The organism is Bradyrhizobium sp. (genome assembly GCF_027307225.1).
Classification (GTDB): domain Bacteria; phylum Pseudomonadota; class Alphaproteobacteria; order Rhizobiales; family Xanthobacteraceae; genus Bradyrhizobium.
Genome location: NZ_DAHUXJ010000051.1, coordinates 1 through 22,494 on the forward strand (window position 1 = coordinate 1; position 22,494 = coordinate 22,494).

Here is a 22,494-nt window from a genome sequence, read left to right on the forward strand (position 1 = left end):
ACAACGCCGTTCTCGCCGCCGCCGGCTACAACTTCCGCCGCCTCATCAAGTGGCTCAGAATTTTATTGTGCCTCATCCTGATCGCGATCTTTCCCAAGCCAAATCTATCGCCCGCCTGAAAACGTATTGTTCACAGACGACCGGGTAGCGCCTGCCTCGGCTCGGAGGCCGCCAATACCAACCGCTGGAACGGCGAGAGCCCGGCTAGTGCGGCGAATTTGAAGTTCCTATCAGGTTCGCGGTAACCTCATCATAGGAACTTCAAATTCAAAGCCGCACTAGAATCAATAAGTTGCTAGAGCTCCTTTGATTCCGAAGTTCGCATCGGAGGGGCCGCAATAGCTTGCGAACTTCGGAATCGGAGCTCTAGATCTCGAATGCGCCATAGGCCGGCGCCCCGTTGCGGACTACTGGCCGGGAGATTCGCGCGATCCGCAAATTATTCGTGGTGCCGGCCTCGCCGAACGGAATGCCGCCGACGATAATCAGCTGTGTTCCCTCGGGGGCAATTCCCTCGCGCTCCGCCGTTGCGCTTGCGCGCGCGATCATTTCCTCGTAGCTCGCGATGTCCTCGGAGAAGACGCTGTGGGTTCCCCACAGCACGTTCAGGCGCCGTGCGATTTCGTCACGCGGCGTCAGCGCGATGATCGGCGCAGCCGGACGCCACCGCGCGATACGCGCCGCGGTCGCCCCGCTATAGGTGAAGGCGGCAATCACCGCATGGTCGAGTTGATCGGCGACATCGGCGGCGCTCTTCGAGACCACTTCGGACGGGATCGCATCGATGCCGATATCGATCGCGTTCACGAACGATCGGTAGAGCCGGTGAGTCTCGGTCTTGCGGATGATCCGGTCCATCACCTCGACGGACTCCACGGGATAATCGCCGACCGCGGATTCGGCAGACAACATCACGGCGTCGGCGCCATCATAGATGGCGGTCGCGACATCGGATGCTTCGGCGCGGGTCGGCGTCGGCGACGACACCATCGATTCCAGCATTTGGGTTGCGACGATCACGGGCTTCATCGCCACGCGGCACAGCTGGACGATCTGCTTTTGCCAGCCCGGCACTTCCTCGCAGGGTATCTCGACGCCGAGATCGCCGCGCGCGACCATGATGCCGTCGGCGGCCGCGACGATGCTCGAAATCTGCGCCAGCGCGGTTGGCTTCTCGATCTTGGCCATCAGCGCCGCGCGGCTGCCGATCAGGTCTCGCGCGGCTGTGATATCGGCGGCCGTTTGCACGAACGACATGGCAACCCAGTCGACCCCGAGGTCCAGTCCCAGTTCGAGGTCGCGGCGGTCCTTTTCGGTGATCGGCGAGATCGCGAGGATGCTGTCCGGCAGATTGACGCCCTTGCGGTCGCGCAGCGTGCCGCAGTTCAGCGCGCGGGCCGTCATCACGTTGCCGCGAACCTCCTCGATCCGCAGGCGAACGCGGCCGTCGTCGATCAGAAGCCCGTGCCCGGCAGACGCCGCGTCGAAAATCTCCGCGTGAGGCAGCGGAATGTGACGGTCGCCGGCTGTCTCTCCAGCGGTGAACGAGACGAGATCGCCGAAGGCAAGGTGGCGCTCACCGCCCGGAATGCGGCCCAGACGGATCTTGGGACCTTGCAGGTCCTGGAGCACGGCGATCGGCCGTCCATGCTTTCGCTCCAGCGCCCGCAACGCGCGATGCACGGCGATGTGATCGGCGCGTTCGCCGTGGCTGAAATTCATCCGGAACACGTCGACGCCGGCGAGAAACAGATTTTCGAGCACGTCGGGCGCCGCGCTGCTGGGGCCGACGGTGGCAACAATCTTGGCTTTGCGTTGCCGATGCATGGTGGTGTGCCTGTCGCGAAAGAGGAATCAAACGATCAAGATCGCCCGAAAGTCGTTGACGTTGGTCATGGTCGGTCCCGTCACCACGCCGTCACCCAGGCTTTCGAAGAAGGAATGCGCATCGTTGCGCGCCAGGCTCAGTTTCGGATCGAGCCCCAACCGGCACGCCCTCGCCTGGCTATCCGGTAGCCAGATGGCGCCGGCGATCTCCTCGACGCCGTCGATCCCGTCGGTATCGCCTGCGATCGCGAAGATGTGTGGATGGCCGTCGACCGCGATGCCAAACGCCAGCAGGAACTCGCTGTTGCGGCCGCCGCGTCCCTCGCCGCGCACCGTCACCGTCGTCTCGCCGCCCGACAACAGCACGCAAGGCGGCACCATTGGTTCGGCGTGGTCGGCGATCTGGCGCGCAATGCCGGCCAATGCCGTTCCGACATGCCGCGCCTCGCCTTCGAGGCGATCGCTGAGCAGACGTGGCGTGATATTCGCCCCGCGCGCGACGTCCGCCGCTGCCTGCAACGATTTACGCGGCGCGGCAATGATGTGGGTTTCGACGCCGGCAAGGTGCGGATCCCCCGGCTTGATGCTTTCACCGCGGCCGGAGGCGAGCAGCCGTTGCAGCGCCGGCGAGACGGAGATGCCGAAGTGTTCGAGAACCGCCATCGCATCGGCGCACGTCGTCGGATCGGCAACCGTCGGGCCGGAGGCGATGTCGGCGGGACTGTCGCCGGGAACGTCGGAAATCAGAAGGCCAACGACCTTGGCCGGATAGCAGGCGGCGGCGAGACGGCCGCCGGCGAGCGCGTTGACATGGCGGCGGACGCAATTGATCTCACCGATGGTCGCGCCCGACCGCAATAACTTCTCGTTGAGATCTGCGAGCTCGTCGAACGCCAGGCCCGCAATCGGAGACGTCAGCAGCGCCGAGCCGCCGCCCGACAGCAGCACGAGGACGAGGTCGTGCTGCGACAGATCGGACACCAGCTCGAGAATTCGTTGCGCCGCGCGATCGCCGGCCCGGTCGGGAACGGGATGCGACGCTTCGACTACTTCGATCCGCTGGCACGCGGCGCCGTGGCCATAACGGGTCACGACCATTCCCTCGAGCGGACCGTCCCAATGCGCCTCGACCGCAGCCGCCATCGAGGCGGCGGCTTTGCCGGCACCGACAACGATGGTGCGTCCCTTCGGCCGCGGCGGCAGATGGGCCGGCACGCATCGTGCGGGCGCGGCGGCATCGATAGCCGCCTGGAGCATGTCCCGCAGAAAGCGGCGATGATCGATGGTCACGGCGCGTACCGCCCCCGCCAACTATCGGCCGCCGATCTCGTGACCTGCCGACAATTCCAGCGCCTTCACCATCGCCGAGTGATCCCAGGCCTTGCCGCCATGGGCGGCGCAGGCATTGAAAAGCTGCTGCGCGGTGGCGGTCGAGGGCAACGAAATCCCGAGTGCACGAGCACCTTCGAGCGCGAGGTTGAGGTCCTTCTGGTGCAATTCGATCCGGAAGCCCGGCTCGAAGTTGCGCTTCACCATGCGCTCGCCATGCACCTCGAGAATACGCGAGGACGCGAAGCCGCCCATCAAGGCTTGCCGCACCAGCGCCGGATCGGCACCCGCTTTCGACGCGAACAAAAGCGCCTCGCCGACTGCCTCGATCGTCAGCGCCACAATGATCTGATTGGCGACCTTGGTGGTCTGGCCATCGCCATTGCCACCGACGAGCGTGACGTTCTTTCCCATCAGCGCAAACAGCGGCTTGACCTTGTCGAATACCGCCTGCGCGCCGCCGACCATGATGGTCAGTGAGGCGGCCTTTGCGCCGACCTCGCCGCCGGAGACCGGCGCATCGAGATAGTCGGCGCCGAGCGCATTGACCCGTTTGGCAAACTCCTTCGTCGCCAGCGGCGAAATCGAACTCATGTCGACGACGATCTTGCCCTTCGACAATCCCTCCGCGACCCCGTTGCGGCCGAACAGCGCGGCTTCCACATGCGGCGTGTCCGGCACCATCAGGATGACGATTTCGGCTTTCTGCGCGACTTCCTTGGCCATATCGCACGCAACCGCGCCGGCCGCGATGAGGTCCTTCGGCAGCGCTGCGATGTCGTGCAGGAACAGGCGGTGTCCGGCTGCCTGCAAGTGACCCGCCATGGGACGCCCCATGATTCCGAGCCCGATAAAACCGATGTCGGTCATGCGATCTGTCTCCGTTTTGAAAATCAGGCGCGCGCCATCCACGGGGCGCACCAGTCGAGCCCTTCGCTCGCGGTGGTCTTCGGCTTGTATTCGCAGCCGATCCACCCCGAGTAGCCGAGCTCGTCGAGGTAGCGAAACAGGAAGTCGAAATTGATCTCGCCGGTGCCCGGCTCGTTGCGGCCGGGATTGTCGGCAAGCTGAACGTGCGCGATCCGGTCGAGATGCTTCTTCATGGTGGGAGCGAGATCGCCCTCCATGATCTGCATGTGATAGATGTCGTACTGGATGAACAGATTGTCGGAACCGACATCGGCGATGATCTGCCGCGCCTGCTCGGTCCCCGACAGGAAAAATCCGGGAATGTCGCGCGTGTTGATCGGCTCGATCAACAGGCGGATGCCGTGATCGGCGAGCGCGTGCGCGGCGAAACTCAGGTTCTCGACCAAGGTCTCGCGCAGCTCTGCGGCGTCAGCACCCGCCGGCGCGACACCTACAAGACAATTGAGCTGGCGACACTCCAGCGCCCTGGCATAGTCGACGGCCCGCTTCACGCCATCGCGGAATTCGGCGACGCGGTTGGGCAGGATGGCGATGCCGCGCTCGCCCGCGGCCCAGTCGCCCGCCGGCAGATTGTGCAGCACCTGGGTAAGACCGTATTGCGAGAGCTTCTCGCGCAGCACGGCTTTTTCGAATTCATACGGGAACAGAAATTCCACGCCGGAAAAACCCGCCTCCTTCGCCGCCGCAAAGCGCTCGAGAAACGGGCGCTCGGTGAAAAGCATCGTGAGGTTCGCGGCGAATTTCGGCATCATCGGGTCCCGGTTGATGGTGTGATCCGATCATCATTCGCGCGAGGGCGGCGAACAACCGAACGCTATTTGTTTCTCACGATGCGGAAACAAGTCGGAGATCCTCCGCGATATCAACGCGTTGGATTCTTCTCATGCTGGAAATCAAATGCAGCGCGGTCCGGCCTGCGCGCGCCAATGAACGTCACCCGCGAAAGGCTGCCTCGGCCCCCATCTGCAACGGCGAACGCGAATCCGATCGCAAGATTGATGTAAGGAAAACTCTCGCCGTCGTCGTCAATCAGCCCTTGAAGCGGCAGCGGCGCGCTCCCTTTTTTGGATTTGTGCACCGGCGATGACCTTGAAGACGCAGCGAAATTTCCGGTTGGCTGACATCGGTCGATAAATCGCTTGCATTCTGGTATCTATTATACCAGTATTGGGTCGGCGGCGAAGGTGAGAGCTCGCCGCCAGGTTTTCCCTCCCGATAACTTTAAGCCTCGGTTTTACCGAGGCTTTTCTTTTTTCTGGCCCAGCACTGGTTACGGAGCCCGAGTCGCCGGTGGTCCCTACCTGCATACCCGTCTTGCATTTTGGAATATTGTATACCAATCTTTCAGTTGAAGTGCGGCTTCGAGCGGAAGGAAACGAGGCGGCGAAAAGTAGCCGCGTTTGCTTTCGCGGCCGCACGATCACAAGCTGACGAGGACAACGGTGAAACACTGGATACGCTATCGCCATCGCGGTGAAGCCGGTTTTGGAACGCTCGATGGAGACACCATTCTCCAACACGTCGGCAACATGTTCGAGGCGCCGCAGGCAAGCGGCCGCAAGATCGCGCGCAATGAAGTCGAGTTGGTCGCGCCGACGACCCCCTCCAAGGTCATCGCGCTGTGGAACAATTTCCACGCGCTCGCTGCCAAGCTCGCCGTTCCCGAGCCGGTCGAGCCGCTGTATCTCTTGAAAGCCCCTACTTCTGTAACCGCGCCGGAAGCCGTGATCGCGCGGCCGGCGGCATATGACGGCAAGATCGTCTATGAAGGTGAACTCGGCATCGTCATCGGCCGCATTTGCCACGGCGTCACACCGGAAGACGCCGCCGCGCACATCTTCGGCTACACTTGCGTGAACGACGTCACGGCCGCCGACATCATCGCCAAGGACAAGACCTTCGCGCAGTGGGCGCGCGCCAAGAGTTTCGATGGCTTCTGTCCGTTCGGACCAGTCGTCGCAACGGGTGTCGATCCGTCATCGCTCGCTGTTCGCACTCTGCTCGATGGCGTCGAGCGCCAGTCCTATCCGATCGCCGACATGATCTTCAGCGCGCAAGAGCTCGTCAGCAAACTGTCGCACGACATGACGTTGTTGCCGGGCGACCTGATCTGCTGCGGCACCTCGCTCGGCGTCGGTAGCATCAAAGGCCCCTCCAACCTGATTACCGTCGCGATCGATGGCATCGGCGAGTTGCGCAACGAGCTTCGCCAGTAACGCGACACCCGCCAGCCGCTCGGAATATGCCCGTCTTCGGATCGACCTCGAAGCCAAGCAGCTTGACCGGAATGTGTCCCCGATCGTGATACATCGCCACGACCGCGTCGTATTGGCCGTCCTTTGATTCCAACATTCGCAAAAGTGACTGCTGCGATGGGATGCGAATGTTGGAATCGGACCACTGATTAGAACGGCAACAGCACGTCCATGACCTGGCTGCCGTAGCGCGGCTGCTGGATGTCGCTGATTTCGCCGTGGCCGCCATAGGCGATGCGGGCCTGCGCGATCTTCGAGGAGTCGATGGTATTGTCGCTCTGGATATCTTCCGGCCGCACGATGCCGGCGACGATCAGCTCGCGCTTTTCGTAATTGACGCGGATCTCCTGCTTACCCTCGACCACGAGATTGCCGTTCGGCAACACCTGGGTGACGACCGCGGCGACGTTGGTCTGCAACGTTTCCTGGCGCACGATCGACCCCTTGCCGTCGGTCTGCATCAGCCCGTCAGCGTTCAGGAACCGTCCGGGCAGGACGGATTGGGCGCGCTGGCCGAACAGGCTGGAGCCGAGAAAGCCTGTGATACCGGAATCTTCAGTGGCGATGCGCTGGCGCTGGGTTTCGTTCGCAAAGTTGGCCTGGTCGGTGATGTTGACGGTCACCGTCAGCAGGTCGCCGATCTGGTGCGCACGCTGATCCTTGAAGAAGGAGCGCGACCCGTTTCGCCAGAGAGAGTTCGGATTGTAGGACACCGTCTCCGGCTTCGGCATCGGCATCTGCACCGGCTTGTAGCCCGGCTGCGTCGTCGGGTTCTCGATTGCCGACAGCTTCGGCTCTTCGCCGACCTGGGAAAGCCGGTCGATGCCCGCACAGCCCGTGGTGATGCTGACGACGGTCAGCATGGTCCCCGCAAGCGCGATACGTCTGAACTTTGAAATCAACATTACATTTACTCTGCTCTTGAGGTCGTCTGCGCGCTATTACCGCCGGCTACGGAAACGGATGCCTCTGTTTGGGCCGCGCCGGTCGAGGCGGTGGTATCGGCGAGATAGCGGGGCATTGCGATCGAGATCGCGACCTTGTCGCGGCCGACAACGGTACCGGAGATGGTGCGCTTGGATTGCAGGTTGAGTACGGTGACGGTGTCGCCTTCGGTGCCGGTATCGACGGCCTTGCCGCGTGCGGTGATGTAAATGCCGGCGGTTTCGTAGATCAGCGTGACATTGTCGTCCTTCTGCACGAGATCCGGCTTGCTGATATCGGCGACGTGCAGCGCCTGGCCGGCGCGGAGCGGCCTGCGCATCTGCATGCCGACGGTGCGGCCGCGCACGGCGGCGTCGCTGCCCATTTCGGCTTTCGGACGCCGCTCGACGACGACGTCGGACGCCTTCAGCACGTCGGCTCGGTCAACGTTGCGGGTCAGGACCGCTGCATCGAACATTTCGACGGCAATTCCGGAGAAGCGCAGGCGCGTGCGCGCGCTGTTGTTGTCGTTGCTTATTTCGAAGGTGACGTCGAAGCGTCCGCTGCGCGGATCGTAGTGTGAGCGGACCGGCTGCATGACCCCGTTGTTCCATGCGTCCAGGCGCACGTCCTGCACGTCGCGGTCGAAGGTCAAATTGAGATTGGCCGCATCGCCAAGTCCGCTGCGATGTTCGATCGCATGCGCTACCCGGGATTCGATCTCCTTGGCGTCGATGGTGCGCGCCAGCCGCGTGACCGTCACCGACTTGATGCCCCTGGTGTCGACGCCGATCACCTGATGGGCCTGGAGCACGCCGATGACCTGGTCGGTCGCAAGTGTTCCGATCGTGCCGAGGTCGGGCGAGCGGTAGATCGCGATCTGTGCCGCCGTTCCGGCGTTGTCGACCATGTCGCCGACATGCACGATGTCGCCCTCGACAGTCACCTGCGCGCGAAGCACCGGCGCCGCGAGGATATCCTCCTTGGCCTGCCCCCATGCGAGCGAGGGGGCTGCCACCAGAAGGGCTGCGACGAGGATCGAGCGTACCATCATCATCACCTCCCTTAGCGGAACAACGCGGTCGCGGACTGCATCATCTGGTCGGCGGCGGTGATCACCTTGCCATTCATCTCATATGCGCGCTGGGCGGCGATCAGGTTGGACATTTCCGAGACGACGTCGACGTTGGCGTTTTCGAGGCTGCCCTGGTTGATGGTGCCGTAGCCCACAAGGGTGGCGATGCCGTCCTGCGGCGTTCCGGAAGCCGGTGTGTCGGTGAAGTTGTTGTTGCCGACCGGCAGCAAGCCGCCTTTGTTGACGAAACGTGTCAGGCCGATCTGGCCGATGAGCGTCGACGTCGTCGTCGCCTGTCCGGGCAGCTGCACGGAGACCTGACCCTGGGCGTTGACGGTGAGGCCCGTCGCATTTTGCGGGATCGTGATGGTCGGCTGAACCGGATTGCCCTGCGCATTGACGACGCGCCCCGTGTTGTCCATCTGGAACGTGCCGTCGCGGGTATACTGGAACGTGCCGTCCGGCATCAGGATCTTGAAGAAGCCGTCGCCGGTGATGGCGAGATCGAGATCGTTGCCGGTCTGCGACAGCGTGCCCTGCGTCATGGCCCGCGGCGTTCCCACTACCTTGACGCCGCCGCCGATGTCGACGCCGATGGGAAGAATGGTGCCCTGTTGCGAGGCCTGCGCGCCGACCCGGGCGATGTGCTGATAGATTAGGTCCTGGAAATCCGCGGTCTGCTTCTTGTAACCGGTGGTCTGCAGGTTCGCGATGTTGTTCGAGATGACCTGGACCATCAGTTCCTGGGCCGCCATCCCGGTCGCAGCGGTATGAAGTGCTTGCATGGGTCGTCTCCTTAAGCCGGCACGTCAGCAAGCTGCTGAATGGCGGTCTTCTGCAGCTCTGCCTGTTGGTTCATCATGTTTGCGACCGCGGCGTAGGTGCGGGAGACTTCCATCATCTGGCTCATCTCGGCGACCGCGTTGACGTTCGATTTCTCGATATAGCCCTGCTGCACCGTGGACTTGATGTCCGGTTGTGGCGTGCCGGCATCGCCGGCGGTGTAGAGATTGAGGCCTTCCTTCAGCATCTTCTGTGCGTTGGTGAAGCTGACGAGGCGAAGCTTGCCGCGCACCGAATCCACCCGGTCGTTGCCTTGGATCACCGTGATGGTGCCGTCGGGCGTGATGCTGATGTCGTGGTCGGTCTGCTGAAAGGCGATCGGGCCGTTGGCTCCCAGAACCTGATTGCCGGCCGCCGTCACGAGCTGACCCTGGGGGTTGATCTGCAAGCCGCCGTCGCGGGTGTAGCGCTCGCCGCCTGCCGTCTGCACGGCCAGGAAAGCGGAGCCGCTGATGGCGATATCGAGCGGATTTTTGGTTAATTCGGCCGCGCCTTCCGTCATGTCGCGGTAGGTGCCGCGGTCCTGCACGAAGCTGACGCGGCGGTCGCCGCCGACGAAATTGTCTTCGCGCGCAGGCGTGTTGAGATATTGCTCAAACAGCGTTTTGTCGGCCTTGTAGCCCGTGGTGTTCACGTTAGCGATATTGTTGGCAATCACGTCGAGCTGCCGCTCGAGCGCAGTTTGCCGCGATAGTCCGACGAGAAGCGCATTCTCCATCGCAAGATTCTCCCCTCAAATGATCCGGCGGCGATGCCCTCCCAGGCGGCGTTCGGATCCTTCGAACCGTCAAAGGCTCTCCCAAGCCCGCGCGGTTCGCTCTCAATCAGAGCGAAAGCCGTGCCAATCCGGAAAACGAAATTATTTCAGATGGTTGGCCGATCGGGAGAGGCGTTTGAGGGCGGCAATAAGGTCTTGTTGACCATGTTTGCCCGGCAACTTTTTCCCAGTGGACGCGCAAAAGAAAGCATCCGTTAACCATTATTACCTTAGCGTTCAAAATCGAACGCAGGACGTGCCGCGTGTATCGCGTGAGTCTGGTCGCCTGTCGGCAACGAATTGTTTTCCTGACGGCGGAGCGGCCCTGACGATGGCAGACAACGAAGCGGAAGGCGCAGCCGAAGCAGCCGAAGCGCCTGCACCCAAAGGCAAGCTCAAGTTGATCCTGGCCGTCGTCGCCGTGCTCGCGACCGCCGGCGGCGGGGCGACGTGGTTTTTCCTCCTGCGGCACCACGATAAGGGAGCGCATGCGGAGGCGGTTGCACCGCCGCCGAAGCCGCCGACCTATGTCGAAGTACCCGACATGCTCGTCAACCTGATCGGCCTGCCCGGGGAGCGGGTGCAATATCTCAAGGCCAAGATCGTCCTCGAAGTCAAAGAGGAGAAGCAGGCCGAGGCGATCAAGCCGTCGCTGCCGCGCGTGACCGACATCTTCCAGACCTATTTGCGCGAACTGCGTCCCTCCGATCTCAACGGATCGGCCGGATTGTTCCGCCTCAAGGAGGATCTGACGCGGCGGGTCAACGCCGCGGTCGCACCGAACCAGGTCAGCGCGGTGCTGTTCAAGGAAGTCGTTATCCAGTGACGATGCGGAGTTAGTACCGCCGATCTGAAGTCCCTGTACCACAAGCGGAGAATTCGATCAGGGACTTCAGATCGACGAAGCGGTACTAGAACTAATAAGTTTGCTAGTGCCCATGACCTTCCGAAGTTCGTGAAGGTGGGTGCTGCGAGAGAGTACGAACTTCGGAAGGTGGGCACTAGAAAAAATGGCAGGCAACGATCCAGTCGACCAGGATGCGATAGCTGCGCAATGGGAAGCGCAGCTTGACTCGCAGGATCCGGCCGAAGCCGCCGCCGAAGCGGAATCCAACGAGCTGTCCGAAACCATGGCCCTGCAATGGGCGGCCATGGTCGAGGACGGCAGCCGCGACTTTGGCACCGGCAAGAACGGCGGCGAGCGCGTTCTGTCGCAGGAGGAAATCGACAACCTGCTGGGTTTCAATGTCGGCGAGGTCAATCTCGACGACAATTCCGGCATTCGCGCCATCATCGATTCGGCGATGGTCTCCTACGAGCGCTTGCCGATGCTGGAAATCGTCTTCGACCGCCTGGTGCGGCTGATGACGACTTCCTTGCGTAACTTCACCTCCGACAACGTCGAAGTCTCGCTCGACCGCATCACCTCGGTCCGCTTCGGCGATTACATGAACTCGATCCCGCTGCCGGCCGTGCTGTCCGTGTTCAAGGCCGAGGAGTGGGAAAACTTCGGGCTCGTCACGGTCGATTCCAGCCTGATCTACTCGATGATCGACGTCCTGCTTGGCGGCCGCCGCGGCCAGACCTCGATGCGCATCGAGGGACGTCCTTACACCACGATCGAAACCAATCTCGTCAAGCGCCTGGTCGAAGTGGTGATGACGGACGCCGAACAGGCGTTCCGGCCGCTGTCGCCCGTGACCTTCACGATCGACCGCCTTGAAACCAATCCGCGCTTTGCCGCCATCAGCCGCCCTGCCAATGCCGCGATCCTGGTTCGCCTGCGCATCGACATGGAAGACCGCGGCGGCAACATCGAATTGCTGCTTCCTTATGCAACCATCGAACCGATCCGCAACGTGCTGTTGCAGATGTTCATGGGCGAAAAATTCGGCCGCGACCCGATCTGGGAAGGCCATTTCGCGACCGAAGTGGCGCAGGCCGAGATTTCCGTCGATGCCGTGCTCTACGAAGCCGACATTCCGCTCAAGCAGCTCATGAAGCTGAAGGTGGGCGACACCCTGCCGCTGGAGATGCGGGCCGACGCGCTGGTTGCCGTGCGCTGCGGCAGCGTGACGCTCACCGAGGGGCGGATGGGTCGGGTCGGCGACCGCGTCGCCATCCGCGTCGCCAAGCAATTGCGCAAGCCGAATACGACATTCGCCATGTTCGAGAAGGCCGACGAGCAGACCAAGATGATGGAGGCCCCATGAGCCATTCGCTCGGAATCGTGATTGAGAGCCTTGTTGCGGTTTTGCTTATGGTCACGATCGCTTACTGCATGTTGTTGAACAAGCGCCTCCAGCGGCTGAAGGCCGACGAGCATTCGCTGAAAGCGACCATTGGCGAACTGATTACCGCGACCGAAATAGCGGAACGCGCGATCGGCGGCCTCAAGCTTACGGTGCGCGACGTCAACGAGAACCTCGGCGCCAAGCTGACCGCGGCGACCGCGATGTCGGAGCAGTTGAGGAAACAACTCGGCGAATGCGACAACGTGGTCCGCCGCCTCTCCAGGATCACGAGCGCTGCGCGTCCTTCCACGGCCGCGGCCGAGCCGGAACCAGCAAGCCCGCCGATGCCTGCGCCGGTCTCGCAAGCCAAGGCGCTGGCAGCGGCCGCTCAGGCATTTTCCGAACGTAAGAGGTCCAACGGGCTGGCTGCATGAAACCGTTTCGTAACATTCGCGTCCTTCCCGTTGTTCTGGTTGCCGTCTTCGGTCTTGCGGTCCTGAAGATTGCGGGCCTCGTGCTCGATGGCGGATATGTCTTCGACTATCGGCCGGATTCGACCCAGCCGTCCTGGGCGCAGGCGACCATCAACTTTCCGGGCCGCAGCTATGCCGACGCTTCCGACATCACCGGCTCGGTCGAGAAGCAGAAAGAGAAGCCGAAGGAAGAGGCCAAGCCGGAGGTGGCAAAGGCCGAAACCACGAAGGAGGCTGAGCCTGCACAGCCGGTTTCGGCGTCCGAGCGCGCCATCCTCGAGCGGTTGCAGGCGCGGCGTCAGGAACTCGAGACGCGGGCGCGCGAGATCGATATTCGCGAGAGCCTGTTGAAGGCCTCGGAAAAGCGCGCCGAAGGCCGGGTCGAGGAAATGAAGGCCATCGAGTCCCGCATTACCGGCGCCGAAAAGCAGAAGGCCGACGACGCAGCCGCGCGCTTCAAGGGCATCATCACCATGTATGAAGGCATGAAGCCGAAGGACGCCGCCAAGGTCTTCGATCGGCTGGAAATGCCGGTGCTGTTCGAAATCGCCTCGCACATCGCCCCGCGCAAGATGGCCGATAGTCTCGGCCAGATGTCGCCCGATGTCGCCGAACGGCTCACGGTCGAGATGGCGCACCGGGCAGGCGGCGACAAGTCCAGCTCCGATGCCGATCTTCCGAAGATCGAAGGGAAGGTCATGCAACCGCAGAAGGTCAATTAACGGGGATATTTAACAAGTCCTTAAATTGCCGATCCTAGTGTTCCGGGTCTGACATTCGCACGGTGTTGCGGCGAGGGTTTTGCGAATGTCAGAACCTGAGGAACACCAGCAAAATAGGATCGCGGCTCTGGATTTGACATTCGTAAATGGATTCGCGGCGTTATCGGATGAATGTCAAATCCACCGCACTGAATTCAAACGCGGGTGGATGCGCGATCTCGCGATCGGGACGAACTGGAAGACTTGAGAAGCGAATGGCGCGAATGGCTGCCGCTGGATTTTGGTCGCGAGTGCGCGGTTGCCTGCGCGCGATCCGGCTTGGGCGTGCGCGATCTTCGCCTCGCGCCGCAGGTTTTCTATTTGGCGCGTTGGTCTATCTCGCTTTTTCGACGCCGGGCTTCGCGGCTGATGCGGTCAATGCGGAAGCTTCGTTCACGTCGGCCGGTGGCTTTGCCCGGCTCGTGATCAAATTTGACGAAGACGTCAGCTCGGAAGTTGTGACGGCCGGATCGATCGTCGTGATCCGGTTCGAGCGGCCGGTCGATATTTCCGTCGACCGACTCGGCGAGGCGGTGCCCGACTATGTCGGTGCCGCGCGCCGCGACCCGGATGGTTCGGCGATCCGCCTGTCGCTGTCGCGCAGGGTAAAGATCAACACCATGACCGCCGGCGAACGGTTGTTCGTCGACCTGCTGCCGGATTCCTGGAAAGGGCCGCCACCAAGCCTTCCTGAGGAGGTCGTGCGTGAGCTCTCCGAGCGCGCCCGCGCGGCCGAGCGCGAACTCCGCCAGGAGCGGGCGTTGTCGGAAGCCAAGAAGCGCACCCCGGTGCGCGTGCGCGCCTTGGTTCAGCCGACCTTCGTGCGCTTTGTTTTCGAAATGCCCGACCGTGTCGGCGTGTCCTCGGTGCTGAACGAGCAGAAGCTGAAACTGCTCTTCAGCAAGGCGCTGACGTTCGATCTGGCGGATGCCAAGATCTCGGCGCCGCCCAACGTGGCCTCGATCACCCAGAAGATCGAAGGCGAGACCGCCGTGGTTGAACTTACCATGGTCGGCGACGTCGACGTCCACTCGTTCCGCGAAGACAAGAACTACATCATCGATGTTGCCTTCCAGCAGCCCGACAAGGCGCTGCTGCCCCAGGCTGCCAATGCCGCGCGCGCCCCGCCGGTGCAAACGGCCGAAAAGACGCAAGCTGCCGCTCTACCGGTGACGCCTGCTGTCGCGCCGGTTCCGGCAGCCCCTGCAGCGGTCACGCCTCCCGTAGCCGAGAAGCCGATGACGGCTGAGAAGTCCGTGACTGTGCCGCAGCCGGCGCCAGCCGAGAAGCCGCTAGCGGCCGAAAAGCCGGTGGCTCTGCCGCCACCGCAACAGGTGGCCGAAGCTCCAAATCCGCAAGCGCCCGCCGAACCCGGCGTCGCACCTGCGCCGAAAGCGGCGGCCGCGCCCGAAGTCGCCAAACCCGCGCCGGCCCCAAGCGAAACACCGGCCAGGGCCGCAGAGGCTCCGCCGAAGAACATGCAGGCCGCGCCGGCGCCGGCCGAAGCCAAGCCGCAGCCAGATGCCGCCACTGTCGCCGTGATCCGCGACAGCGAAGGGCTGCATCTGAGCTTCCCGATGCCGACCGGCACAGCCGCAGCGCTGTTTCGCCGCGCCAATACGCTGTGGCTGATGCTGGATTCAAAGAAGCCGATCAACCTCGATCCGGTCCGAGGGCAGGGCGGTGCGGCGGTGGCCGATGTCAGCATTGTGCCGCTGGAAAAAGGACAGGCGGTCCGCTTCCGCCTCAACCGGCCGCAGCTGCCTTCGATTTCCGGCGAAGACCTTGCCACCGGCACCATTTGGACCGTCACCTTTGCCGATACGGTGACGACACCGTCGCAGGCGCTGTCGGCGATCAGGAACATCGCAGACCCGGCGATTGCCAACGTCACAGTGCCGCTGAAGCAGGCAGGCAGCCTCCATCGCTTCAAGGATCCCGACGTCGGCGACACGCTGTTCGTCGTGACGGCAAGGCCCCCGGCGCGCGGCTTCATCAGACGGCAGGATTTCGTCGAACTGTCGCTGCTCGAGTCGATCCATGGCGTTGCCATTCGCCCGAAATCCGACGATGTGACGGCCGATGTGGGACCCGACAAGGTCGTCCTGGGCAGGCCCGGCGGCCTGACATTGTCGCCCGCCGACAACGGCGTCGAGCGTGCGCCCACGGCGGTGCGGCCGATTTTCGATCTCGGCGAATGGCGCAGGAACAAGGAAGGCAATTTCAGCGAGCGGGTGGATGCCTTGATGCAGGCCGTTGGTGCAGCGGCCACCGCCGGAGCCGAGCAACGCATGGCGGCGCAGGTCGACCTTGCCCGCTTCTACATGGCGCGCCGGATGTATCCGGAAGCGGTCGGCGTGCTCAATCTGGCGCTGGCCGACGCGAAAGCCGGCACGGAGGATCCGGCCGCGCTGATCGTTCACTCGCTGGCATCGATCCTGATGGGGCGCCCCGAACGCGGGCTGAAGGATCTCGCCAGCCCGGTGATCGGGAGCAACTACGACTCGCAGCTCTGGAAGGCGATGGCGAGCGCGCGCCAGGGAAAATGGGCGGACGCGCGCGAGAAATTCAAGAGCACCGAATTCGCCGTGACGTCGCTGCCGATCGATCTGCAGCGAATCGTGATCGTCGAAGCGATGCACGCCTCGATCGAGGTCAAGGATTATCCCGGCGCAGCCAAGCGCGCCAGCGAACTGGAAGTGATCGGCGCCCTGCCGGAGCAGGTGGGGGAGGTTGCCGTGCTGCGCGGCCGGCTCGACGAAGGCCTTGGTCACGACAAGGATGCGTTCGATGAATTCAAGCGCGCGGTTGCCTCGTCCGATCGCCAGGCCGAGACCGAAGCAAGGCTTCTGCTCGTCGCCTTGAAGCAAAAGCGCGACGAGATCAGTCAGGAAGACGCGCTGCGCGAGCTGGAGACGCTTTCGGTCATCTGGCGCGGCGACGCGCTAGAGGTGCAGGCGCTTGAAGGACTGGCGAAGATCTATGCCGAAACCGGGCGCTTTGCCGACTCCTTCGCCGCGGTGCGCACCGCCAACCGCCTGGCGCCCAATCTGGAGATCGCCCGCCAGGGCCAGGATGCCGCGTCGGCCTTGTTTGCGCAGCTCTTCCTCGGAAAGAAGGGCGACGATCTCCCGCCGATCGACGCGCTCGGCATGTTCTACGAATACCGCGACCTGACGCCGATCGGCCGGCGCGGCGACGAGATGATCCGCCGCCTCGCTGACCGTCTGGTGGCCGTCGACCTGCTCGACCAGGCGGCCGAACTCCTGCAATACCAGGTCGACAAGCGGCTCGAAGGTGCCGCGCGCGCGCAGGTCGCCGCGCGCCTTGCGATGGTCTATCTCACCAACCACAAGCCGGAGCGGGCGATCGACGCCCTTCGCTCGACCCGGATTGCGGATCTTTCAGGTGAGTTGCGGCAGCAGCGCCTGTTGCTGGAGGCGCGGGCGCAAAGCGACGTCGGACGGCACGATCTCGCGCTCGACATCATTTCCAATATCCCCGGCCGCGAAGCGATCCGGCTGCGCTCGGATATCTACTGGGCGGCGCGGCAATGGCGCCAGTCTGCCGAACAGATCGAACTCTATTACGCCGATCGCTGGCGCGACTTCCGGCCGTTGAACTCGTCGGAGAAGAGCGACGTCATCCGGGCGGTCGTCGGTTACGCGCTCGCCGAAGACGCCATCGGGATGGCGCGCTTTCGCGAAAAATACCTGCCATTGATGAATTCGCCCGAGGACCGGGCGGCCTTCGAGGTTGCGAGCAAGCCGGTCGATTCCACCGGGGCCGACTTCACCCAGATCGCCAAGATGGCGGCAAGCGTCGATACGCTGGAAGGTTTCCTGCGTGACATGAAGACGCGCTACCCCGACGCGACGGCGCACGCCAGTCCGCCGAAGACCGATCCGACGCCGACCGGGTCGCTGCCCGCTATTGTTGGAACAAAGATCTCCGGAACCAGGCAGGCCAAAGCCGCAAAGCAAGAGGCGGCGAAGTAAGAGGCGGCGAAGCGGACGGGAACTTCCGAACCGCAGCACTACCCTCCGCTGTAGCTCTGTACCAGGCTGCCGGCAACCAGCGACCAGCCGTCGATCAGCACGAAGAAGATCAGCTTGAAGGGCAGGGACACGGTCACCGGCGGCAGCATCATCATGCCCATCGACATCAAGACCGAGGCGACAACCATATCGATGATCAGGAACGGCAGGAACAGGAGGAAGCCGATCTCGAAGGCGCGCTTCAATTCGGAGATCATGAAAGCCGGCACCAGGATGCGCAGCGACAGATCCTCGGGAGTCGCCGGCAAGGGCTCGCCGGACATGTCCTGAAACAGTTTCACGTCCTTCTCGCGGACGTTCTTCAGCATGAAGCCGCGCAGCGGCACGGATGCACGCTGCAAGCCCTCCTCGACGCTGATCTGGTTGGCAATCAGCGGCTTGATTCCATCGTCATAGGATTTCTCCAAGACCGGTCCCATCACGAACGCGGTCAGGAACATTGCGAGCGCAATGATGACGGTGTTCGGCGGCGCGGTTGCGGTGCCGAGCGCGGTGCGCAGCAGCGACAGCACGACCACGATACGCGTGAACGACGTCATCATGATCAGGATCGACGGTGCGATCGACAGCACCGTGAGCAGGGCGATCAGCTGGATCGCGCGCTCGGTCACGCCGCCATTGCCCTGGCCGCCAAGATTGATGCTGATGTCCTGCGCCCATGCCGGCGCGGCCAGCAGGCTGGCGGCTAACAGAGTGGCTAAAAATAAAACTCTACGCGGAGGGCCTGCGGCCCTCACGAAGGATTCTTTGGCCGGCCGAGCAGGGAGGCCATTTCGTCTTCGAGGTTGTCAAACCCGCCCTTGCCCGGCGCCTGCATAGGCGGCGGTGCGGCAGGCTCGCCGCGGGGAGCCGAGCGGGGCGCGGGCGGCTCCGGCGCGACCGGCGGAGCAACCGGTTCGCCGGGCGGACGGCGAAGTGCGGCTTCGAGCCGCTGCGCCATCTCGGCGAGATTCTGGTCGGCGGAAGAAATCGGCGGCGGCCCCGGCGGTGGCGGGGGCGGCGCGGCGGGACGTTCGGCGCGAAGCGGCGGAGGTTTTGGCGCATCGACGGGAACTGGCCGCGCGGGCCGCGGCATCATCGGTTCGCCTCGCTGCGGCATTCGCAGCGCGGGGGGCGGCTCGGGGCGCGGTTCGGGACGAACGCCCATCGGCTCGGGCGAAAATCCGGTCAGGGGGTCGCCTCGCTCGACGCGGGGTGGCCGGCGCGCTTCCTCGGCAAAGGCTGGCCGTGTCGGACGCGGCGGGGGTTCGGGCATTTGCGGTTCGCCATGCTCGAAGGGATCGGGCCGCGCGGACTCGGCTTCGGCCCAGCCGGCAGGATCCGGAAGCGGCACAATGCGGGGCTGCGTATCGGGGCTGGCGACGGCCGGCCGCGGCGGCAACTGATCGCGTCCGGGCGCTGCACGCACGATATTGGGTTCGACGACGATGTCGGTCGGGCCGCCAATCATCAAGAGATGCTCGACATTGTCACGCCGCACCAGCACCAGGCGGCGGCGGCCGTCCACGGCGGCGGCATCGATCACGGCCAGACGCGGCATTCTTCCGCGATTGGTGTTGGTGCCAAGCCGGTTCGACGCGAATCGGCGTATCAGCCAGGCCACCAGGCCAATCAGCACCAAGACCGCCACGAACGCGAACAAAAATGTAAGTGCCTGCATGCCTTTTTTCCCCAGCGCCCACGAGGCCGAAGCAGCCTCACGACGCCAATCGAGCCCCGCGGCCCAAGTTAATTTCCCACGGCAAAAGCTGCCGTCCGGGCTAGTGCCGCCTATTTGAAGTTCCTGCACCACCAGCGGCGAATTCGATCCAGGAACTTCAAATAGAAAAGCGGCACTAGAATCAATAGGTCTGCTAGTGCGGCGAATTTGAAGTTACTATCAGTTTCGCCGTGAGTTCGTTAGAGGAACTTCAAATTCAAAGCCGCACTAGAATCAATAAGTTGCTAGAGCTCCTTTGATTCCGAAGTTCGCATCGAAGGGGCCGCAACAGCTTGCGAACTTCGGAATCGGAGCTCTAGTGCCCATGACTTTCCGAAGTTCGTGGAAGTGGGTGCCGCGATGGAGCACGAACTTCGGAAAGTGGGCACTAGCCTTAATAACCCATGAATCGGCAGGGCCAAAACGACTTCTCGCGATGCCGGCGCCGATGATTTCGCTGGTTAACGCAGCATTCGTGGCGAAATTGCGCTCGGAGCGATTCGAAGGGTCCACTTCGGAACCCAAATGCGCCGGGCTCGCACGGAACGCAATTTTAACCTGCCATTAACCATATGCGCGGCAAATTCTGCCTACCGGGCATCAAGCCCGTGGCCAAGGGGAACGCGGCGATGGCTATCAGTGACCTTCCGACCCTGTCGATCTTGCGTACCAAGATGCAATGGCACGAGGAACGGCAAAAGGTGCTGGCCGAAAACGTCTCCAATTCGAACACGCCCAATTTCAAGCCGCGCGATCTGGTCGAACCGAAATTCGAAATCGGCAGCGGCAAGATCGATGGCGGAGCCACGACGCTGGCGATGGCGCGCACCAGCTCAAGCCATATTGCCTCCGATAACGCGGATCCGAGCTTTGGCGAGAACAACCGCGCGGGATTTCTGACGCGCCCCGCGGGCAACTCGGTCAGCCTCGAGGACGAAATGCTCAAGGTGTCATCGAACCAGATGAACTACGCGGCGGTGACCGAACTCTACAGCAAGAGCCTGCACCTTCTGAAGACAGCGATCGGCAAGGGCTAGTGGAGATCCGCTGCCGAGGCCTGGGCTAACCTTAAGGAGAGGGGCATCATGTCAAGCGATGCAAACGACTTCGCCCGCTCGATGGGCATTGCGACATCGGCGCTGCGCGCCCAGTCCGGGCGCATGCGGGTGATTTCGGAAAATATCGCCAACGCCGATTCGACGGCATCGACCGCCGGCGGCGACCCCTATCGCCGCAAGGTGCCGACCTTCTCGTCGGCGCTCGACCGCGCGCTGGATGCCCAGGTGGTGACGCTCGGCAGGATCAAGACCGACAACTCCGATTTCCACGTCAAATACGAGCCCAGCAATCCGGCTGCGGACGCGACGGGCCACGTCAAATATCCGAACGTCAATCCGGTGATCGAAATGACCGACATGCGGGAAGCGCAGCGGTCCTACGAGGCCAATCTCAACATCATCAGTGCGACGCGCCGGATGATCCAGCGAACGCTCGATATTCTCAAGATCTGATACAGGGGAAGGTTTAAACGATGGCATCACCCGCAATTGCCGCCAACGCCTATGCTTCGGCCGCCCGCATGGTGGATAGCGGCGGCGCCGCCAAGGCGGCCGATCCGGCCGGAATGTCCTTCGGCGACGTGCTCAAGAGTGCCGTCGGCGGCGTGCTCGACGCCGGACGCAAATCCGATGCGCAAACCGTCGCGATGGCGTCGGGCAAGGCCAATGTCATGGACGTGGTGACAGCGGTCGCGGAAACCGACGTCGCGGTCTCGACCCTGGTGTCGGTGCGCGACAAGGTCATCGCGGCCTACGAGGACATCATGAAGATGACGATCTGACGGCTTCGCCGTCATTCCGGGATGGTCCGAAGGACCAGACCCGGAATCTCGAGATTCCGGGTTCGCTGCTTCGCATCGCCCCGGAATGACACAAGCGATAGGAAAGTGAGTTATGACCGGTGCTGAAACCCTCGACGTGGCGCGGGATGCGATCTGGACCATCGTCGTGGTGTCATCCCCGCTGATGGTGGTGGGGCTTGTGGTGGGCGTGGTGGTGTCGCTGTTCCAGGCGCTGACCCAGATCCAGGAACAGACGCTGATCTTCGTTCCGAAGATTCTGGCGATTTTCGTCACGCTGATCTTGACGCTGCCATTTATGGCCGACGCGCTACACAGCCATATGATGCGGATTTCGTCGCGAATCATAGGCGGCTGATGCCATTATCCGGCAGCGCGGTGGATTTGACGTTCGCCCGTGGGGCGCTGCGAGTTCGGTTGGCGAACGTCAAATCCGAAACCGCACTGCGTTCAAGTGTCTCTTGGCGAGTGTCCTTCGGCTCCAACATTCGCAAAAGAATACGCCGCGATGGGGTGCGAATGTTGGAGCCGGGACGCTCGCTAAATGCGCATCGACATCTCGCTTTTGCCGTTACTGGCGGCGGCCTTCATGCTGACCTTCGCCCGCGTCGGCGCGATGGTGATGCTGCTGCCGGGATTGGGCGAAACCAATATTCCCGTCCGCATCAAGCTTTCGATCGCGCTTCTGCTCACGCTCATCATTCTGCCGCTGCACCGCGCCGACTACCACATCGACATGAGTTCGATGGCCGCGCTGTTGGTGATGATGGTCTACGAGATCCTGATCGGCATCGTGCTGGGTGCGACCGCGCGGGTGACGCTGGCGGCGCTGCAGGTTGCAGGCGCGGTAATCGCCCAGCAGATGGGGCTGGGCTTTGTCACCTCGGTCGATCCGACGCAGGGCCAGCAGGGTGTTCTGATCGGCAATTTCCTGACGCTGCTCGGCGTCACCATGCTGTTTGCGACCGACAGCCACTACCTGGTCATTGCCGCGCTCAACGACAGCTACAGGATCTTTTCGCCCGGCGAAGTGATGCCGAGCGGGGATGTGGCGGAACTCGCCACCCGCGCGTTCAGCGCAGCCTTCAAGATCGGCATGCAACTGGCTGCGCCGTTTCTGGTTTTCGGCATGGTGTTCAATATCGGCCTCGGCGTACTGGCGCGCCTGATGCCGCAAATGCAGGTCTATTTCGTCGCTGTACCGCTCTCGATCCTCGCAGGCTTCCTCATTTTTGGCGTCGTGCTGGCCGCGATGATGGGAACCTACCTCGACTACTTCATCGGCGTCATGCACCAGCTAGTGCCGCCCATTTGAAGTTCCAAAGTGGGCGCTAGTGCGGTGAATTTGAAGTTCCTATCAGTTTCGCGGTAACCTCGTCATAGGAACTTCAAATTCTAAACCGCACTAGAATCATATAATTGGCTAGTGCTCCTTTGATTCCGAAGTTCGTAAACGTGGAGCCGCAATATG

The 22,494-nt window shown here is 62.7% G+C and carries 21 protein-coding genes and 1 pseudogene; 11 read left to right on the forward strand and 11 right to left on the reverse strand.

Features of this window, described 5'->3' with window-relative positions; genetic code table 11:
• Positions 1-366: 366 nt before the first annotated feature.
• Genes pyk through hyi form a run of 4 tightly spaced genes read right to left on the reverse strand, consistent with a single transcriptional unit; the run spans position 367 to position 4,835 of the window.
• Positions 367-1,827: a pyruvate kinase gene (pyk, locus tag M6D32_RS08380; RefSeq protein ID WP_298255229.1), complete on the reverse strand. Its 1,461-nt coding sequence runs from the start codon at positions 1,825-1,827 to the stop codon at positions 367-369.
• A 27-nt stretch (positions 1,828-1,854) separates the two neighbouring features.
• Positions 1,855-3,117 carry a glycerate kinase gene (locus M6D32_RS08385; RefSeq protein WP_298255231.1) on the reverse strand — a complete coding sequence of 421 codons (1,263 nt, stop codon included), beginning with the start codon at positions 3,115-3,117 and terminating at the stop codon, positions 1,855-1,857.
• Between the two features lie 21 nt (positions 3,118-3,138).
• Complete coding sequence (glxR, locus tag M6D32_RS08390; RefSeq protein WP_298255234.1) at positions 3,139-4,026, reverse strand: 2-hydroxy-3-oxopropionate reductase; 888 nt, start codon at positions 4,024-4,026, stop codon at positions 3,139-3,141.
• A gap of 23 nt (positions 4,027-4,049) precedes the next feature.
• Positions 4,050-4,835, reverse strand: coding sequence for a hydroxypyruvate isomerase (hyi, locus tag M6D32_RS08395; protein WP_298255236.1), 786 nt, complete (start codon positions 4,833-4,835; stop codon positions 4,050-4,052).
• A gap of 693 nt (positions 4,836-5,528) precedes the next feature.
• Between hyi and M6D32_RS08400 the strand changes: the two genes are divergently transcribed.
• Entirely contained in the window at positions 5,529-6,302 is a 774-nt protein-coding gene (locus M6D32_RS08400) for a fumarylacetoacetate hydrolase family protein (protein ID WP_298255238.1), read from the forward strand.
• Positions 6,303-6,330: 28 nt separating this feature from the next.
• Here M6D32_RS08400 and M6D32_RS08405 read toward each other — a convergent pair.
• From M6D32_RS08405 to flgF, 5 genes and pseudogenes are all read right to left on the reverse strand, one after another.
• Positions 6,331-6,444: pseudogene (locus M6D32_RS08405) on the reverse strand (4-hydroxythreonine-4-phosphate dehydrogenase PdxA); the annotation flags it as partial.
• Between the two features lie 46 nt (positions 6,445-6,490).
• Positions 6,491-7,246 carry a flagellar basal body L-ring protein FlgH gene (gene flgH, locus M6D32_RS08410; protein ID WP_298255240.1) on the reverse strand — a complete coding sequence of 252 codons (756 nt, stop codon included), beginning with the start codon at positions 7,244-7,246 and terminating at the stop codon, positions 6,491-6,493.
• A 5-nt stretch (positions 7,247-7,251) separates the two neighbouring features.
• The gene (gene flgA, locus M6D32_RS08415) at positions 7,252-8,319 is read right to left on the reverse strand and encodes a flagellar basal body P-ring formation chaperone FlgA (RefSeq protein WP_298255242.1); all 1,068 of its coding nucleotides are present in this window, start codon (positions 8,317-8,319) and stop codon (positions 7,252-7,254) included.
• 11 nt (positions 8,320-8,330) lie between these two features.
• On the reverse strand, positions 8,331-9,125 hold the full coding sequence (gene flgG / locus M6D32_RS08420) for a flagellar basal-body rod protein FlgG (RefSeq protein ID WP_298255244.1): 795 nt from the start codon (positions 9,123-9,125) through the stop codon (positions 8,331-8,333).
• A gap of 11 nt (positions 9,126-9,136) precedes the next feature.
• Entirely contained in the window at positions 9,137-9,901 is a 765-nt protein-coding gene (flgF, locus tag M6D32_RS08425; RefSeq protein WP_298255246.1) for a flagellar basal-body rod protein FlgF, read from the reverse strand.
• A 370-nt stretch (positions 9,902-10,271) separates the two neighbouring features.
• Between flgF and fliL the strand changes: the two genes are divergently transcribed.
• The 5 genes from fliL (at position 10,272) to M6D32_RS08450 (ending at position 17,406) form a co-directional block, all read left to right on the forward strand.
• Positions 10,272-10,766: a flagellar basal body-associated protein FliL gene (gene fliL, locus M6D32_RS08430; RefSeq protein WP_298255248.1), complete on the forward strand. Its 495-nt coding sequence runs from the start codon at positions 10,272-10,274 to the stop codon at positions 10,764-10,766.
• Between the two features lie 184 nt (positions 10,767-10,950).
• Entirely contained in the window at positions 10,951-12,153 is a 1,203-nt protein-coding gene (gene fliM, locus M6D32_RS08435; protein WP_298255250.1) for a flagellar motor switch protein FliM, read from the forward strand.
• A complete protein-coding gene (locus M6D32_RS08440) occupies positions 12,150-12,608 on the forward strand; it encodes a DUF6468 domain-containing protein (protein WP_298255252.1) in 459 nt (152 codons plus the stop codon). The genes fliM and M6D32_RS08440 overlap by 4 nt, the downstream gene beginning before the upstream one ends.
• Positions 12,605-13,369, forward strand: coding sequence for a flagellar protein FlbB (locus M6D32_RS08445; protein ID WP_298255254.1), 765 nt, complete (start codon positions 12,605-12,607; stop codon positions 13,367-13,369). The genes M6D32_RS08440 and M6D32_RS08445 overlap by 4 nt, the downstream gene beginning before the upstream one ends.
• A gap of 254 nt (positions 13,370-13,623) precedes the next feature.
• Positions 13,624-17,406, forward strand: a complete 3,783-nt coding sequence (locus M6D32_RS08450; RefSeq protein WP_298255256.1) for a tetratricopeptide repeat protein — start codon at positions 13,624-13,626, stop codon at positions 17,404-17,406.
• 38 nt (positions 17,407-17,444) lie between these two features.
• On the opposite strand, the gene fliP is transcribed toward M6D32_RS08450, so the two are convergent.
• Complete coding sequence (gene fliP / locus M6D32_RS08455; RefSeq protein ID WP_298255258.1) at positions 17,445-18,203, reverse strand: flagellar type III secretion system pore protein FliP; 759 nt, start codon at positions 18,201-18,203, stop codon at positions 17,445-17,447.
• Positions 18,200-19,126, reverse strand: a complete 927-nt coding sequence (locus tag M6D32_RS08460; protein WP_298255260.1) for a flagellar biosynthetic protein FliO — start codon at positions 19,124-19,126, stop codon at positions 18,200-18,202. Before M6D32_RS08460 ends, fliP begins: the two co-directional genes overlap by 4 nt.
• Positions 19,127-19,794: 668 nt before the next feature.
• Between M6D32_RS08460 and flgB the strand changes: the two genes are divergently transcribed.
• The 5 genes from flgB (at position 19,795) to fliR (ending at position 22,338) form a co-directional block, all read left to right on the forward strand.
• Positions 19,795-20,202, forward strand: coding sequence for a flagellar basal body rod protein FlgB (flgB, locus tag M6D32_RS08465; RefSeq protein WP_298255262.1), 408 nt, complete (start codon positions 19,795-19,797; stop codon positions 20,200-20,202).
• Positions 20,203-20,250: 48 nt separating this feature from the next.
• On the forward strand, positions 20,251-20,676 hold the full coding sequence (gene flgC, locus M6D32_RS08470; RefSeq protein ID WP_298255264.1) for a flagellar basal body rod protein FlgC: 426 nt from the start codon (positions 20,251-20,253) through the stop codon (positions 20,674-20,676).
• A 20-nt stretch (positions 20,677-20,696) separates the two neighbouring features.
• Positions 20,697-21,005: a flagellar hook-basal body complex protein FliE gene (fliE, locus tag M6D32_RS08475; protein ID WP_298255265.1), complete on the forward strand. Its 309-nt coding sequence runs from the start codon at positions 20,697-20,699 to the stop codon at positions 21,003-21,005.
• A gap of 112 nt (positions 21,006-21,117) precedes the next feature.
• A complete protein-coding gene (gene fliQ, locus M6D32_RS08480) occupies positions 21,118-21,381 on the forward strand; it encodes a flagellar biosynthesis protein FliQ (RefSeq protein WP_298255267.1) in 264 nt (87 codons plus the stop codon).
• A gap of 186 nt (positions 21,382-21,567) precedes the next feature.
• A complete protein-coding gene (gene fliR / locus M6D32_RS08485) occupies positions 21,568-22,338 on the forward strand; it encodes a flagellar biosynthetic protein FliR (protein WP_298255269.1) in 771 nt (256 codons plus the stop codon).
• The last annotated feature ends 156 nt before the right edge of the window (positions 22,339-22,494 follow it).

Bases quoted from the DNA above. Each gene is read 5' to 3' on its own strand.
- pyk (WP_298255229.1), bottom strand. From the start codon at position 1,827: ATGCATCGGCAACGCAAAGCCAAGATTGTTGCCACCGTCGGCCCCAGC.
- glxR (WP_298255234.1), bottom strand. From the start codon at position 4,026: ATGACCGACATCGGTTTTATCGGGCTCGGAATCATGGGGCGTCCCATG.
- hyi (WP_298255236.1), bottom strand. From the start codon at position 4,835: ATGCCGAAATTCGCCGCGAACCTCACGATGCTTTTCACCGAGCGCCCG.
- flgH (WP_298255240.1), bottom strand. From the start codon at position 7,246: ATGTTGATTTCAAAGTTCAGACGTATCGCGCTTGCGGGGACCATGCTG.
- flgA (WP_298255242.1), bottom strand. From the start codon at position 8,319: ATGATGGTACGCTCGATCCTCGTCGCAGCCCTTCTGGTGGCAGCCCCC.
- flgG (WP_298255244.1), bottom strand. From the start codon at position 9,125: ATGCAAGCACTTCATACCGCTGCGACCGGGATGGCGGCCCAGGAACTG.
- flgF (WP_298255246.1), bottom strand. From the start codon at position 9,901: ATGGAGAATGCGCTTCTCGTCGGACTATCGCGGCAAACTGCGCTCGAG.
- fliL (WP_298255248.1), top strand. From the start codon at position 10,272: ATGGCAGACAACGAAGCGGAAGGCGCAGCCGAAGCAGCCGAAGCGCCT.
- fliM (WP_298255250.1), top strand. From the start codon at position 10,951: ATGGCAGGCAACGATCCAGTCGACCAGGATGCGATAGCTGCGCAATGG.
- M6D32_RS08440 (WP_298255252.1), top strand. From the start codon at position 12,150: ATGAGCCATTCGCTCGGAATCGTGATTGAGAGCCTTGTTGCGGTTTTG.
- M6D32_RS08445 (WP_298255254.1), top strand. From the start codon at position 12,605: ATGAAACCGTTTCGTAACATTCGCGTCCTTCCCGTTGTTCTGGTTGCC.
- M6D32_RS08450 (WP_298255256.1), top strand. From the start codon at position 13,624: ATGGCGCGAATGGCTGCCGCTGGATTTTGGTCGCGAGTGCGCGGTTGC.
- M6D32_RS08460 (WP_298255260.1), bottom strand. From the start codon at position 19,126: ATGCAGGCACTTACATTTTTGTTCGCGTTCGTGGCGGTCTTGGTGCTG.
- flgB (WP_298255262.1), top strand. From the start codon at position 19,795: ATGGCTATCAGTGACCTTCCGACCCTGTCGATCTTGCGTACCAAGATG.
- flgC (WP_298255264.1), top strand. From the start codon at position 20,251: ATGTCAAGCGATGCAAACGACTTCGCCCGCTCGATGGGCATTGCGACA.
- fliE (WP_298255265.1), top strand. From the start codon at position 20,697: ATGGCATCACCCGCAATTGCCGCCAACGCCTATGCTTCGGCCGCCCGC.
- fliQ (WP_298255267.1), top strand. From the start codon at position 21,118: ATGACCGGTGCTGAAACCCTCGACGTGGCGCGGGATGCGATCTGGACC.
- fliR (WP_298255269.1), top strand. From the start codon at position 21,568: ATGCGCATCGACATCTCGCTTTTGCCGTTACTGGCGGCGGCCTTCATG.